Annotated in this window: 11 protein-coding genes; 1 reads left to right on the top strand and 10 read right to left on the bottom strand. The window is 38.4% G+C overall.

Features of this window, described 5'->3' with window-relative positions; genetic code table 11:
• Positions 1 to 101: 101 nt before the first annotated feature.
• The 5 genes from AC0VX7_RS02110 to AC0VX7_RS02090 form a co-directional block, all read right to left on the bottom strand.
• On the bottom strand, positions 102 to 1,277 hold the full coding sequence (locus AC0VX7_RS02110; protein WP_475426446.1) for a sugar ABC transporter permease: 1,176 nt from the start codon (positions 1,275 to 1,277) through the stop codon (positions 102 to 104).
• A 12-nt stretch (positions 1,278 to 1,289) separates the two neighbouring features.
• Entirely contained in the window at positions 1,290 to 2,810 is a 1,521-nt protein-coding gene (locus AC0VX7_RS02105; protein ID WP_475426445.1) for an ATP-binding cassette domain-containing protein, read from the bottom strand.
• A gap of 78 nt (positions 2,811 to 2,888) precedes the next feature.
• The gene (locus tag AC0VX7_RS02100) at positions 2,889 to 3,998 is read right to left on the bottom strand and encodes a sugar ABC transporter substrate-binding protein (RefSeq protein ID WP_475426444.1); all 1,110 of its coding nucleotides are present in this window, start codon (positions 3,996 to 3,998) and stop codon (positions 2,889 to 2,891) included.
• A gap of 212 nt (positions 3,999 to 4,210) precedes the next feature.
• Positions 4,211 to 5,179 carry a tRNA dihydrouridine synthase gene (locus AC0VX7_RS02095; RefSeq protein WP_475426443.1) on the bottom strand — a complete coding sequence of 323 codons (969 nt, stop codon included), beginning with the start codon at positions 5,177 to 5,179 and terminating at the stop codon, positions 4,211 to 4,213.
• Between the two features lie 336 nt (positions 5,180 to 5,515).
• The gene (locus AC0VX7_RS02090; protein WP_475426442.1) at positions 5,516 to 6,004 is read right to left on the bottom strand and encodes a pyridoxamine 5'-phosphate oxidase family protein; all 489 of its coding nucleotides are present in this window, start codon (positions 6,002 to 6,004) and stop codon (positions 5,516 to 5,518) included.
• Between the two features lie 347 nt (positions 6,005 to 6,351).
• On the opposite strand from AC0VX7_RS02090, the gene AC0VX7_RS02085 reads away from it, so the two are divergent.
• Positions 6,352 to 9,813, top strand: coding sequence for a hypothetical protein (locus AC0VX7_RS02085; RefSeq protein WP_475426441.1), 3,462 nt, complete (start codon positions 6,352 to 6,354; stop codon positions 9,811 to 9,813).
• 194 nt (positions 9,814 to 10,007) lie between these two features.
• On the opposite strand, the gene AC0VX7_RS02080 is transcribed toward AC0VX7_RS02085, so the two are convergent.
• From AC0VX7_RS02080 to mutM, 5 genes are all read right to left on the bottom strand, one after another.
• Entirely contained in the window at positions 10,008 to 11,438 is a 1,431-nt protein-coding gene (locus AC0VX7_RS02080) for an anti-sigma factor (protein ID WP_475426440.1), read from the bottom strand.
• A complete protein-coding gene (locus AC0VX7_RS02075) occupies positions 11,404 to 11,961 on the bottom strand; it encodes an RNA polymerase sigma factor (protein WP_215036685.1) in 558 nt (185 codons plus the stop codon). Before AC0VX7_RS02075 ends, AC0VX7_RS02080 begins: the two co-directional genes overlap by 35 nt.
• A 308-nt stretch (positions 11,962 to 12,269) precedes the next feature.
• The gene (locus AC0VX7_RS02070; protein ID WP_475426439.1) at positions 12,270 to 13,058 is read right to left on the bottom strand and encodes a Nif3-like dinuclear metal center hexameric protein; all 789 of its coding nucleotides are present in this window, start codon (positions 13,056 to 13,058) and stop codon (positions 12,270 to 12,272) included.
• Positions 13,059 to 13,222: 164 nt separating this feature from the next.
• Positions 13,223 to 13,882, bottom strand: coding sequence for a DUF429 domain-containing protein (locus tag AC0VX7_RS02065; protein ID WP_475426438.1), 660 nt, complete (start codon positions 13,880 to 13,882; stop codon positions 13,223 to 13,225).
• A 231-nt stretch (positions 13,883 to 14,113) separates the two neighbouring features.
• Positions 14,114 to 14,917 carry a bifunctional DNA-formamidopyrimidine glycosylase/DNA-(apurinic or apyrimidinic site) lyase gene (mutM, locus tag AC0VX7_RS02060; RefSeq protein WP_475426437.1) on the bottom strand — a complete coding sequence of 268 codons (804 nt, stop codon included), beginning with the start codon at positions 14,915 to 14,917 and terminating at the stop codon, positions 14,114 to 14,116.
• Positions 14,918 to 14,958 lie beyond the last annotated feature (41 nt).

Raw genomic sequence — 14,958 nt, 5'->3', positions numbered from 1 at the left:
TGATTCTATCAGCCTCGCTATTAAACTGCATTATAAATAAAGGTAATTATGCAAAAAAGGCTTCCCCAAAAGTCTTGGTGAAAGCCCGCTAAAAGAGGCAGTTAGTTTCCTTTTCTTCTTGTCATAACGTCGAAGATTACAGCTAAGGCTAGAACGCCACCTTTAATCATATATTGATAGGAAATCCCTACACCGAGCAAGTTCATCCCGCTCGTTAAGGATGCCATTACGATCGCTCCGATGATGGCCCCTGTTACTTTACCTACCCCGCCTGCTGCAGATACACCACCAACGTATGCTGCTGCGATGGCATCAAGTTCGAATAGTGTACCAGCAGTTGTAGTTGCTGCCTGAAGGCGAGAGGTAAATAGAATACCTGATAAAGCAGATAGCAAACCCATTGAACCGAATACAATGTACGTAATCTTGTTCACATTAATCCCGCTCAAATGTGCAGCTTCTGGATTACTGCCGACTGCATAAATATGTCTTCCCAGTACTGTCTTCGTTGTCAAGAAATGATAGATAAGCACAACTAATAAGATAATCATCACTGTCCAAGAGAAACCATTATAGCCAGCTAAGATCCAAGTGATTGCAGCGATGATAGCCGAAACGAACACAAGTTGTAAAATGAAAATCTGCTTTGAAACGACTTCAAAATTATACTTAATCTTGTTTCGACGATTGGATATTGCACTAAGATTGTAAAATAATATTCCAAGTACACCAATTAATAAAGACAGTAAATGTAACCCGCTAACTTGCATAATAGAAGGAATGAATCCATTTCCAATGGCATTAAAAGCATCATTTTGAACGATAATGGTTCCAGACTTTTCTGTTACTTGGAGAATCGCACCACGATAAATCAACCAGCCTGCCAGTGTTGCTACAAAGGCAGGAATTCCTACTTTTGCAACAAGAAAACCTGTAAACAAACCGGCAATCGTTCCAAGTATCAAAATGATAGGAATCACAATATAAACAGGTAAACCATTCTGCATCAGAAGAATTGCCGCAATGGCTCCGAGGAAGCCTGCTAAAAATCCGATCGATAAGTCGATATGCCGAATGACAATGACCAGCATAACACCGACAGCCAGAACCGCAATATAACCGGCAGAATCTAGTAAGTTACTAATATTGCGAGAAGAAATAAATAATCCATCTGTTAGAACTGTGAAGATGAGAAAGATGACAAATAAGGCAATGTACATCCCGTAATCACGAATATTTTTACTGATTAACGTTTTCACGTCATTTATTAAAGTCATTGGTTTAGCCTCCTATTGTGTTGCAAGTTGCATTATTTTTTCCTGGTCGGCTTTTTCTATTGGCAATTCGCCTTTGATTTCTCCTTCGGCCATGACATAGACTCTGTCACTCATTCCCAATACTTCACCAAGCTCAGAAGAAATCATGATAATACTCATTCCCTCTTCAATCAGCTTGTTCATCACCGTATAAATTTCAAATTTAGCGCCCACGTCAATACCTCGGGTAGGCTCATCTAATATTAGGAGTTTAGGGCCAACAAACAGCCACTTGCCTAGCGAAACTTTTTGCTGGTTACCACCACTTAATTTGCCAACAAGCTGTTCTAAAGAAGAGGCTTTAATGTGTAATGAAGTTTTATAGCCATCTGCTACTTTAATCTCTTCATTGTCGTTGATGACTCCGTTGGCAGAAATCCCTTGTAAATTAGCGGCAGAAATGTTGCTTTTAATATCTTGCAATAAAAACAACCCATCCCCTTTACGATCCTCAGTAACATACGCAATTCCAGCTTTAATTGCATCGCTAGTATGTTTCAATGCTTTTGGAATTCCATCCAACAGTAAATCACCTTGCAGCTTATAAGCTTTCGCGTTACCAAAGATACTTAGGGCAAGTTCCGTTCGGCCAGAGCCCATTAAGCCTGCCAAACCAATAATTTCACCTTTTTTAACGTGTAGGTTTGCATTTTTCACAACATGTCTGCCAAGCTTTTGGTCGTAAGCAGACCAATTTTTTAACTCCAGTATCTTTTCTTCATATGATTTCTTAGCGCGTTTCGGATAAATATCCTGAATTTCGCGTCCAACCATATTTTTAATAATCGTATTTTCTGTTATTTCACCTTTGGAGGCATCTAGTGTCCTAATCGTTTGCCCATCACGAATAACAGTTGCACTATCTGCTATCGATATAACTTCCTTCAATTTATGAGAAATCATAATGCAGGTAATCCCTTGTTTTCTGAGACCATCAAGTAAGCTTAATAAATTTTCACTGTCGTCCTCATTTAAAGCTGCAGTCGGTTCATCGAGAATGAGAAGCTTTACGTCTTTACTCAACGCTTTGGCAATTTCAATTAACTGACGTTTCCCTACTCCTAAGTCTTTAACAAGCGTCTCAGGATTTATATCGAGGTTTACTTTTTCAAGCAGTTTTTTTGCTTCAACAATTGTCTCGTTCCAGTCAATTAAAGCTCCTTGCTTGATTTCATTGCCAGCAAATATATTTTCATAGACGGTGAGATCAGGAAACAGAGCTAACTCCTGGTAAATGATAACGATACCTGCATTTCCACTATCGTTGATTTTATTGAATTGTTGTACCTTACCTTCGTAAACAATATCTCCTTCATAAGCCCCATAAGGATAAACTCCGCTAAGTACTTTCATCAGAGTCGACTTTCCAGCTCCGTTTTCTCCAACTAAGCAGTGAATTTCACCCTTCTTAACTTTAAAATTGACATTGTCGAGCGCCTTAACTCCTGTAAATTCCTTTGATATCTGCTTCATCTCTAGAATATATTCGCTCATCCTGATTCCCTCCAAACAAAACAGCTATAATAATTGCGTGATAGTAGTCAAATGGACTACTATCACGCAGTTTTCATTTTATAGTCCAGTAAACTCACTGGCTTCGTAGTATTCTGAATCAATTAGTTCTTTCTTTACGTTCTCTTCGTCTACAACAATTACGTCTGTTTGCTTCGCCTTCACTTCAACTTTTCCATTGTCGTATGAACCAGTTGTAGATGGTTTTTTACCATCCAAAATGTCGATCGCCATACCCATTGCGTCTGCAACCAGTGTTCTTACATCTTTAAATACCGTCATAGATTGCTTGCCATCAATGATGTATTGGATAGAAGCCTTCTCAGCATCTTGACCTGTTACAGCGAAACTAGAAATATCAGAGTCAGTTCCGAAAACATCTGCAATGGAACGAGCAGTTCCATCGTTTGGAGCTAAAATCGCTACATCACCTTTTAAGTTAGCACCTGCTGCTGTTAAGTGTGTTTGCGCTTTATTTTTCGCTTCGTTTGGATCCCAGTTTGTTGTTACCTGACCTAGAATTTTACCTAATTCATCACGTGTAAGATCTTGCTTATCTTTTAATGCCTCTGCTTCACTAGAGTTGGCGATTACAAAAGTACCGTCAGCAATCTTCGGCTGAAGAACTTTCCAAGCACCTTCGAAGAATAAAAATGCGTTATTATCAGAAGAAGCACCTGCATACAGGTATAACGGGACGTTTGTGCCTTTTGCACTATCTATTAAATATTGACCTTGAGCAGCACCTACTGCCACACTATCAAACGTTACATAATAATCGATTGCATCTGTTTCCGTAATTAAACGGTCATAAGATATAACGGTTACTCCTTCTTTTTTCGCTGCTTCTACCGCAGAACCAGCCGCTGCACCATCATGTGGAGCAATAATTAGTACTTCGATTCCTTTGTTAAGCAATGTTTCTACGTTTTCTTTCTCCTTCGCAGAAGAACCCTGGCTGAATAGTATTTCCGTCGTGTAATCTGAATCAGCTAATGCATCTTTAAAGCGCTGCTCATCCTGCACCCATCTCGGCTCATCCTTCGTTGGAAGAACAATTCCTACACTCACTTTACTGCTTCCGCCTGTTGTCCCGCTGCATGCTGCCAGCATTCCAGTTAACACTGTCATTACGATTAAAACTGAAAATAATTTCCAAACTTTTTTCACTAATATTTCCCCCTTTAAAGATGGATTTAATTTGCTACAATTCCATCATATAGCGGACCATTCACTTTGAAAGCGTTAACATAGAGTAATCTTTTATTATCTTCTGTACTTTTTTATCTTTTCTGAATAAGGGAGGCTGGTAAATTAAAAAAATAACGGAACCAGTATCACCTGATTCCGTTAATAAAGTCCTGCTTTATTTATATTGATGTTCATTCACTATTATTTGAAGCAAATTGCTCCAGCAATTCACGCACTTGGTCTGTTGACTTTGTGTTCATTAATTGATTTCTTAATCCACTCGCCCCGGGGAATCCTTTGACATAGATTTTGAAAAAGCGATGAAGAGCCGTGAACGGTCGCAGCTCTAAATGTGAATATTGATCATGGAGATTCATATGCAATCTTAAGAGATCGAGCAATTCGTCACTGCTATGTTCCTTCTTCTCCTTTTCAAAGGCAAATGGATTATGGAAAATGCCTCGCCCAATCATAACTCCATCAACACCATATTGCTCAACCAACTCTAAGCCAGTCTGACGGTCAGGGATATCCCCATTGATCGTCAGAAGGGTATCCGGCGCCACCTCGTCACGAAGTTTCTTTATCTCAGGAATCAGCTCCCAATGTGCAGGGACTTTGCTCATTTCATCCCTTGTACGCAGATGAATCGAAAGATTAGCAATGTCTTGCTCCAATATGTGCTTCAGCCAGCTCTTCCATTCGTCTACATCTGAGAAACCAAGCCTTGTCTTAACACTAACGGGCAATCCTCCCGCTTTTGCCGCCTGGATTAATTCTGCTGCTGCATCCGGACGACGGATCAGGCCGCTTCCCTTCCCGTTCTGCACCACATTGGGCACCGGACAGCCCATATTGATATCCAGACCTTTAAAACCCATTTCCGCCATACCAATGCTCATTTGCCTAAAGTTTTCAGGCTTATCCCCCCAGATATGGGCGACAATTGGCTGTTCATCCTCTGTAAAAGTCAAACGCCCGCGCACACTCTTGATTCCATCAGGATGACAATAGCTCTCCGAATTCGTAAACTCTGTAAAAAACACATCCGGTCTCGCCGCTTCACTCACCACATGGCGAAAAACAACATCCGTCACTTCTTCCATTGGTGCCAATATAAAAAATGGTCGTGGTAAATCACGCCAAAAATTTTCTTTCATAACTTGATTCAAATCCTCTCATGATGGGATTACAGAACTTCCCTGATCCCAAAATTAAAAAGCAGAATGCTCTGCTCCATTTACACTTATACCATGATAAAGCACTTTTTATCAATCTAGTGGGAATGGTAATTTTAACTTTCCTATCATAGCATTCCACTGGGTGAGTTAAAATAATATTTTGCTGCCAAAACTGATTAAGAAAAACGGCAGAGTAACCCCCATGGATAGTACAGCAAAAAGACCCCGAACAGAATCGGGGTCGAACTCTTAATATTCTTTCACGAAATATACGCGTAGCTATTTATTCATATAATCGAGAGTTTCTTCGATCTCTTAATTATTCAGTTCCATCGTTTCATTAATATCTGTCGATTCTGAGCTTTGCCCTGTCATTCTTTTATACATAAAGGCGATTCTCTTTATAAAATTACCGGTTTCCCAATATTCGGCTGCTTCGGCTTTTACCTTTATCAAGACAACGCTGGAATCATCATATGAAGTTTGCATGATCTGTTCATATGCTTTGCTCCACAATTCCTTTTTCTTGTTTAAATCCTCAACAATTTCGGCTCTTCCCCGGACTGAAACATAGGACTTACCTGCATAAGCTACATTCACGTCTTGATCATGTAAAATTTCTTCGTATTTATTCGTTTCTTTTTTAGTGAAAAACCATAAGTCGCCATCAAACTCTACTTCTTGTGTTTTCATAGGACGAGAAACGAGCCCTTCTTCCGTTACCGTAGTCAGCATGGCCGTGTCCACATCTTTGATTAACTCTCTCAAAGTTTCCACTTCTTCTTGTTTGATCATGTTAGACATTTCCTATACCTCCTCAAATATGTTCAGAGGTATAATACCCTTTATCCAAAATTTTACACAAGCAAAGCAAATTCATATGACATCGTTATCTTATCCCTAAAAATATAAGACCGTTTACAAAAGATAGAACCTAAAGAAAATTCCCTTTAGAGGATACAATGAAGAGTGAAAGGTTTAAAGGAGAGAGCAAATAGTTTGAAGAAGTAAATTGCGCAAAGGATTGAAAAGCGCTGATCGTTCTTTTATTTAATGGAAGCATAGGAAACGTCCCCAGGCTTCCCCCTTATAACCTTAGCACTCTATATGATTAGAACAATTTAAAAATTTGATTTAGAAAGGGATATAGAATGATGAATATACCAAACTTGTACTTTGGAAATGCATCTTTACACACTGAAATGAAACCGATTTCATTAGAAACGGTAACGATCAGTGAGGAAACTTATTTCAAGATTGAAAACTACAATCAAATGAATCCATTCTTTATGACAATAGTAAGTGATGCTGACCTTTGGATGTTTATATCAAGTACTGGCGGACTGACTTGCGGTCGTAAAAATGCAGAGACAGCATTATTTCCATATTATACAGATGATAAAATCCATGACAGTATTGAGACAACCGGTTCACATACCATACTAATCGTGAATAAAAATGAAAAGAATTTTCTGTGGAAACCTTTCTCAACTCATAATAGCGATGTATACCAGATTACAAGAAACCTCTATAAAAACACCATAGGCAATAAGATTATGTTTGAAGAGATTAACCATGACTTGGAGGTTCGTTACACCTACACATGGAAGAGCAGTGATTTATTTGGATTTATTAAAGAATCCAGAGTGGTTAACCTGGCGGAACAGGATGCTGAGATTAGAGTCCTGGACGGTATTCGCAACATCCTGCCTTACGGGGTCAATACGCTTTTGCAAACAACAAAGAGCACGCTTGTTGATGGATATAAACGATGTGAATTAGTAGAAAAAGCAGGACTTGGCATCTACACGCTTAGTTCGATTTTAACCGATAAAGCGGAGCCAAGTGAATCATTGAAAGCAACGACGGTTTGGTCAAAGGGACTTGAAAATCCTGGCTACCTTTTATCAGAACAGCAGATTAAAGCTTTCTCTCAAAACGAAGAAATCCAAACGGAAGTGGATATTAAGGGCAGAAGAGGTTCCTACTATGTTGTCGATTCAATCCGCCTTCAGGGTCGTGAATCAAAAAACTGGTATATCGTCGCTGAACTCAATCAAAGCGCTTCAAAAGTTGAAAAACTTATTCAGGATATTACGAATAAACACTCAATTCTTGAAGACATGGAAGCTGATGTTTCAAAGGGTGAGCACAATCTTAAGAAGCTTGTATTTGATGCAGACGGATTCCAATGTACTGCTAACGAGAAGGCGGGTTACCGACACTTCTCAAATACCCTTTACAATATCATGCGAGGCGGGATCTATGCAGACGGCTATGTGATTGACCGAGAGGATTTCAAAGCATTTGTTGGGGTTTGGAATAAAGAAGTATATACGAAACAACTGGATTTTATAAGCCAATTGCCCGAAACGATTAACTATAATGAACTGATTGCTTTGGCAGCAGAGCGTGGTTGCAAGGATTTTGAGCGATTAGTATTTGAATACTTACCACTCACCTACAGCAGGCGACATGGGGACCCAAGTCGTCCGTGGAATAAATTTTGTATTGAAATTGCCAAAGAAGATGGAGGCAAAGAGCTGAAGTTTGAAGGAAATTGGCGTGATATCTTTCAAAATTGGGAAGCCTTATCCATTTCCTACCCTGCATATACGGAGAGTATCATTGCCAAATTCGTAAATGCATCAACACCAGACGGTTATAACCCTTACCGGATTACGAAAGACGGAATTGACTGGGAGAAACTTGACCCTGAAGATCCGTGGTCGAATATTGGATACTGGGGAGACCATCAAATTATTTACCTTTTGAAGCTAATGGAATTATCAAAGGCTTATAATCCTGAAAAGTTAAAGGCTCTTCTTCATAAAGACATTTTTGTGTATGCGAATGTTCCCTACAGGATTAAAGGATTTGATGCATTGGTCGACGATCCAAGAAACACTATTGTATATGATGAAGAGAATGAACAACGTATTGCGAACAAAACGGCAAGTCTTGGATCAGATGGTAAGTTAGTTTACAACAAGGACGGAATCTACAAAGTTAATTTAATGGAAAAACTTTTGGTTACTCTGCTTGCTAAATTCTCTAACTATGTGCCTGAGGGCGGCATTTGGATGAATACTCAACGTCCTGAGTGGAACGATGCGAACAACGCTCTCGTTGGGAATGGATTGTCAATGGTAACCCTGTATTATTTGCATCGTTTCCAAAACTTTATGAGTCAACTCGTGAAGGAAATGAAAGAGGACTCCATTGAAGTTTCAGTTGAAGTGCTTCAGATGTTTCAGGAGACAATGGCAATATTGAAGGATAGTAAAGAATCCCTTGGCAATAAAATGTCCGATGACACTCGTTTTTCTATAGTAAAATCCTTAGGCGAGATTGGAGAAACCTATAGAGAATCCATCTATGAAAAGGGTTTTTCAGGAGATAAAGGTGCACTTTCAATAGAATACCTTAAAGAATTCATTGAGGTTTCAATGCTCCACTTACAAGATTCAATTAAAAAGAATAAACGAGATGACGGCCTATACCACTCTTACAATCTCATCCGATTTGATCACGAAAACTGCAGCATATCCAATCTTTATGAGATGTTAGAAGGCCAGGTTGCCGTACTAAGTTCAAAAGCTTTAGATGAAAAAGAAACGATTGAAGTTTTAGCGGCACTTCGAGATAGTTCTATTTATCGCGAAGACCAAAACAGCTATATGCTCTATCCAAATCGTGAGCTGCCAAAGTTCTTAGAGAAAAATGTGATTCCTGATGAACAAGTGATGTCATCAACTGTTTTAACAGCAGAACTGAATCAGAATTCCACACGATTTATTGAAAAAGATGTGAATGGGAAGTACCATTTTAACGGTCAATTCAGAAACGGTGAAGAGATTCAAGAAGCATTGAAAGCCACAAAAGAGTATAAGGATGAGGATATTAAAATCGTTGCAGAAATCTTCACGAACCTATTTGACCATCATGCTTTTACAGGACGCTCCGGTACCTTTTATAAGTATGAAGGTTTAGGAAGCATCTATTGGCACATGGTATCAAAGTTGGTTTTGGCGACACAAGAAAACTTTGAAGTTATCTCTGACCAACAGGGACTGACTGAGGAAGCCAGGGCGCTTATGAATTACTATGAAGATCTTAAGGCAGGAATAGGATTAGAAAAATCACCGGAACAATACGGCGCATTTCCAACAGACGCCTATTCCCATACTCCCGGCTTTGCAGGAGTCCAACAACCAGGTATGACCGGACAGGTGAAAGAAGACTTTATCTCCAGACTAGGTGAATTAGGAGTGAAGGCAGAAGCCGGACTCATTCATTTTAAACCGGAGTTATTAGCAAAGGCTGAGTTTTTAACAGAGACGAAAACCTGGTCCCTGCCTAGGAATAGCCATGCTGCAGATTCAGACACCATCCAGCTAGACGAGAATTCCTTAGGATTTACATTCTGTGCAGTTCCCGTCATCTATTATCTGGAAGGCAAAAAGAAAATCAACGTTTGTTATAAAGATGGAACAGAACGTATTTTTGAAGATACAGATACCTTAGATCTCGAAACAAGTCAAACCATTTTCAGTCGTGATGGCAAGATTGATAGAATCAAAGTGTATATTGACGGCAGTAATTTGAATTAAACTTAAAGAAAGTGCCCGGCACTCCCCGGATCTTGTCGAAAAAACGGGTGAGTAACAGGCACTTTTTTATGTTTGTTCTTTTGGTTATTTTTGTACCAGTTGCGCCACGCACTCGACATTTGTGGATTGTATGTGGGAACACATGAGGCTCTGATGAGGTTTACTGGCTTTAGGCTGTTGGATATTATCTGCAACTATTGACGAATATCAATCCACCAACGATTTTTAGCATTCATATTTTCAGTATTACCAAATCCACTGTAATGGAAGGCATCAAGGAAGATTGAATCCAATTTATCCTCATCAACAAAATAACCTAAATTAATCTTTTTCGATTCACCTGGTTGGATAATACCAATATTGTAAAAGCCTTTTCCGCTTCCGTGAGGTTCTAAATAATCAACTTCGCCGGTCATAATGCTTTCTTCGTAAATCCCCGCTTTTCCATCATATTTCCATGCATTTTTTTCAGATTGAAGTACTTGTAAAGACGGGTGCATATAGATTTCTTCGGTTGCCTGTTTACTAGTATTTTTCACTGTTGTTGTCATGTAGACAAATTTAAGATTGACCAATTCCGACTCTATTAATTCGTCAATTGAATCTTTGCCATTTCCAACTTTATATACATCCCGCTTGTAGGGCAATAATTTCTTTGCTGGATTTATGGCCTTATTCTCTCTCAGAACTTCCAGTCCTACTTCATTAAAGTTCTCTTGTTTTAAATCCTTAATTGAATCAAAGACTTCAACTTTTTCTATAACAAATTCTAGTTTACCTTCATTTCCAGTAACTCCTTTCTCCATGGTTACTGGAACCGTTTGACCCACCTTAAATAGTTGTTTGCTGTCTTTTTTCAAAGGAATAACGCGAGATTCTGTAGGTTCCTCCGCTTTACTAAACAGGGCTTCATCATAATCCGCTGTGTATGATGCCATCTCCTCCGTTGTTGGTTCAAGTGAAATGCCCTCTATGACTTTCAACATTTGTTCATCACTTACATCAGTACCAACATAACTTTGTAACATCATTCCCTCTTCTTTGAATAAGAGAAAGACCTGTCTATCAAACATTACATTTTTGTTTCCAGTATCTTTATTAACAATCACTACTTTCCTACCATTGATCTCCTTTTCTACGTAGTCACTTGCATACAAAGTTTGAAAATCAGAATTATTCCCTAATCTCCATAGAATGAATGAAAACCCACCATTTGCATAATTATCTTTAAAGGAATATTTCATTGCCTCAAACTCTTCCATATTTTCTGGTAAATAGCCGACTTTCATCTTATACCAACTGTCTTTCTTATTGAAAATCTTATTTGCCACTGAAATATTCACTTCATAATTTTGTTTTTGGACAATCATATCATAGACTTTGACTGCCCCAAATGCGGTTGTTGGAATGCCAATCAATAAGCAGGCAGCGGTGATTAAAATACGATTCCTTTTACGCCTGGCCTGAGGTTGTTTACCTTTCATCTTGATTTCCTGCATAAATAATTTTTTCTTGTAGTTATATGTATCTGAAAATTCATGCACCTCTTCCAGTTTATCAAAATCGTCTAAAGCAATTTTTTCAGCAAAGTCATCCATTTTTTTTGAGTTCTTTGAATTCGTCATTTTGTCTACCTCCTAAAACAGTCAGTATACTTTTTCGAGCCCGTTCAAATTGCTTGCGAACATTGGCTTCAGTAACACCTACTAGCTCTGAAATTTCCTGATAACTCAAGTCATAGTAGACTTTGTATTTAAAAACAAGTTTGTAAGACTCCTTTAATGTTGTTAACAATGTATCGATTTGGGCTTCAGACATTAGACACTGTTCCCAGTCTTTAATATTTTCATCTGTTACCTCTGTCGCCTCTTTTTGATATTCATCCAAGAATATTCCATGCCGTTTATTTTTTCTGTAGCTATCAATCGCTTTGTTTTTTGCGATTCTCAAAATGTAGCGTTTAAGGTCGAGAGTGTTCAAGGTGTGAACTTTATCTATATGCTGGTAAAGAGTAATAAACGTTTCTTGAACTGCATCTTCAGCCTGCTGAATATTATTCAAAACCGAATAGGCCACATAATAAATTTTCTGTTCATACAGCTCGTATAACTCCTCCATCTTTTCAAAATCCTTGTTTGGGTCTTTCATGTTATTCCTCCCTCCTTTCACTCTTTATAACGAATGCCTGCAAGCTTTTGTGACACTCTAAAATAAGAAAAGCAAAGAGACACGGGTTCTTCCGTTTCAATCTAGAGTCGAAATATCATTTCAAATAGTAAAATTTCTTGCTGCTAAAAGAGCCTTATCCACCAAAGGATAAGGCTCCAATTTATGCAAGTACAATCTTCGGACCGCTTCGGCCTTTCAATGGCTTTTTTAGGGAGATCGTCTTTGTGGGCGGAAATACAAGGGATAGATCGCTTTAGGACCCCTTGGATGTAGGGGTGGCTTTTACTTTAAGTTATACGTAGTTCCCTGTTATTTTCTCTTATACTCGCTTCATAATGCTCTTCATTAAGTCTCACTATATCAAGTTCTTTTATGTTCTCATTCAATTTAAATGCTAAACTTTCAATTCCAAAGAATTCTGTGAAAGTATGACTTCCAATGATAAGATTGACCCCTTTAAACTGAGCATATTGAATCGTATACAAATTACATTCTCCTGTAATGTATACATCACACTTATTTTCAACTGCTTCCTTAAGGCAAGCTGTTGGCGCTCCATTGCCACAGACTAAGCCCACTCGCTTTACCTTATCGTCATTAAACTGCCAGTATTTAACTGGTTCTTCAAGTAGATTTTCCAAACGTTTTACTAGTTCATTAAATTCAATTTCGTCTTCATATTCTGCGATTCTGCCAAAATATAACCCTTCCCATTCGTGGGTCCTTTTTACAATTTCTAAATTCAATTTTTGTAATAAACTATCATTTGTTCCAAAGTTACAGTCATCAAGCGGCAAGTGATTATAGTAGTGACTTATACCGTATTCCGCTAGTTTTTCTATGCATGCCTCTTTTAAGCCATATATTTCATCCCATGCATCGTGGTGAGTCACCATCATATCAACACCATGAATTCTTGCTTCCTCTATAGTTTCAAGCGTTAGGTTCACACAGTATCCTAACTTTTTAACTTTTTTATCTGCATGGTATGTAACCCCAGATTCCTTTGAATAGATTTCCTTATTTGTTATATTAAAAAGTTCATTAATTCTTTTAACAATATGTGAAACATCCATCTACTTACCTCCTCAGTTTCAACTTGTTTTGCCTTTAATCTCTTTATTGCCTTGGTTGTAATCTAAAGGTGAAATTAATTGAGGTATCTGCAATGATTACTAAAGAAATCACAACTCACCGAACTTAAAGTATTTTCAATACTTACGGCCAACTTCTGCTGAACTCAACAGCAATAGTCATAAGGATGTAGCGGGGGAAAGGCCGGGAATATCCACTTTGCACTATACGAAGGAGCCTTCCAGTGCCATGCACCTAACGCAGCTGCACATGCATCGATGGAATGGCTTTCTGATTCAATTTCAATGGGTAATTGCTTAAGTCCCTGCTCCGTAAGCCAATTTCGAATATAACTTCTAGCGGATTGTTCTTGTTTGTAAGCCAACACATATTCAATATTTTGTTTTGATAGTCTCGATCCAATTATGGCCCCTGGATGGACTTCCACTAAAGAAATGGGATACGCAGCGTTTAAATTCTCTATTTCTCTACTAAGTTTTATTCCCCTTAAAGTTAAATACACCATTCTATTTAAGGTTGGCGGCATGATTGACCCGGATCTCATCCCTAATTTCACAATGAATTTTCTTAGTTCCCGGTCACTTTTTCTATCTCCTCCACCGTCTTCATAGGATAAGGGTGCATCAATTCCGATAACTACCTCATCCAATTGACTTTGCTCAAAAACCTCTTTCAATATGTCCTGATCGCTTAAGTTATTTGCCCACTTAACCAATTCCAGGTGGTTTTCCTCTTGTTTGAAAATAGTGAGAACTGTATCCTTATGATTTTTTGGACCTGATAGGTCAATTCCGATTACTCTCATATAAAAAACCTCACTTAGGTAATTACAGACTGTAATCATTCTTAGAAAAAACGATTCACGATATTGCTTAATGAACAAAAGGGCTTCCAAAGGCTCATACCAATATAACACACCAAAAGATGGAAATAAAACAAACTACTAAAGGAGCCTTATCCACCAAGGATAAGACTCTCTAATTTTGCAAATACATTCTTCTCAACAGCATCACAATGTGTTTCTGCAAACTTTCATTTATTGCTGGCAATTGGGACAAAAGTAAGTTTTCCGTGAAGAGATTTCACTTTTTATAATGGACGCATTGCAGCGAGAACATTCTTTACCTTCTCTGTCATAAACATAAAATTGGTAGCCGCCTGTTTTGCCATCTCCTTTATATAGCGGGTTTTCCATATAACCACCTTGTTCGATTCCTCTTTTAAGGATGAACTGCATCGAATGATATAGCCGTGATAATTGTTGATCTTCAAGATCATTGATTTTTTTATCAGGGCGAATCTCTGCATGCCAAAGAATCTCATCTGAATACCCATTCCCTATCCCAGCTAACACTTCTTGATTGATTAATGTTGTTTTAATTGTTCCTCTTCTTTTATCCATTAGTTGATGGAAGGCACCCAATGTAAAATCAGGATCAAGCACTTCAGGTCCGAGTTTCTTAAACTCTTCCTGGACCTCTTCAGATGATAAAAGATGCAGGTAGCCCAATCGCAGTCCAATGAAATATAAATGTTGTTCCCCGAATGATAGCTTTACTTGAATGGTCCTGTCTGGTTTATCCTCCTCTTTGCCAAAAAACATCCATCCGCCAAGCATCAGGTGCAATAATAAACATTTCCCATCCTGTAATTGAAATATTAAATATTTAGCTCTTCTAGTAACCGTTGTTATAGCTTGATTTGAAACTTGCATAGTAAACCCGTCAACTGAAACATTAATAGACTTTTCCCGCCCAATCTCAACATTCGAAACTTTTTGCCCACCAATCAATGACCCCAGTAATGTTTTATATGTCTCCATCTCTGGCAATTCAGGCATAATTCTGTCCCCCATTTCACCATTTGTTTTACAGTATTTCC

The organism is Mesobacillus sp. QJM3NY_10 (assembly GCF_056173465.1).
Note: the sequence above shows the minus strand (reverse complement) of the source record. Positions and strands in the feature narration are given on the sequence as shown.

Coding starts and splice junctions, on each gene's coding strand:
- AC0VX7_RS02095 (WP_475426443.1), bottom strand. CDS start 5,179: ATGAAAGAAAATTTTTGGCGTGATTTACCACGACCATTTTTTATATTG.
- AC0VX7_RS02105 (WP_475426445.1), bottom strand. CDS start 2,810: ATGAGCGAATATATTCTAGAGATGAAGCAGATATCAAAGGAATTTACA.
- AC0VX7_RS02075 (WP_215036685.1), bottom strand. CDS start 11,961: ATGAAAGACCCAAACAAGGATTTTGAAAAGATGGAGGAGTTATACGAG.
- AC0VX7_RS02070 (WP_475426439.1), bottom strand. CDS start 13,058: ATGGATGTTTCACATATTGTTAAAAGAATTAATGAACTTTTTAATATA.
- AC0VX7_RS02090 (WP_475426442.1), bottom strand. CDS start 6,004: ATGTCTAACATGATCAAACAAGAAGAAGTGGAAACTTTGAGAGAGTTA.
- AC0VX7_RS02110 (WP_475426446.1), bottom strand. CDS start 1,277: ATGACTTTAATAAATGACGTGAAAACGTTAATCAGTAAAAATATTCGT.
- AC0VX7_RS02085 (WP_475426441.1), top strand. CDS start 6,352: ATGATGAATATACCAAACTTGTACTTTGGAAATGCATCTTTACACACT.
- mutM (WP_475426437.1), bottom strand. CDS start 14,917: ATGCCTGAATTGCCAGAGATGGAGACATATAAAACATTACTGGGGTCA.
- AC0VX7_RS02080 (WP_475426440.1), bottom strand. CDS start 11,438: ATGACGAATTCAAAGAACTCAAAAAAAATGGATGACTTTGCTGAAAAA.
- AC0VX7_RS02065 (WP_475426438.1), bottom strand. CDS start 13,882: ATGAGAGTAATCGGAATTGACCTATCAGGTCCAAAAAATCATAAGGAT.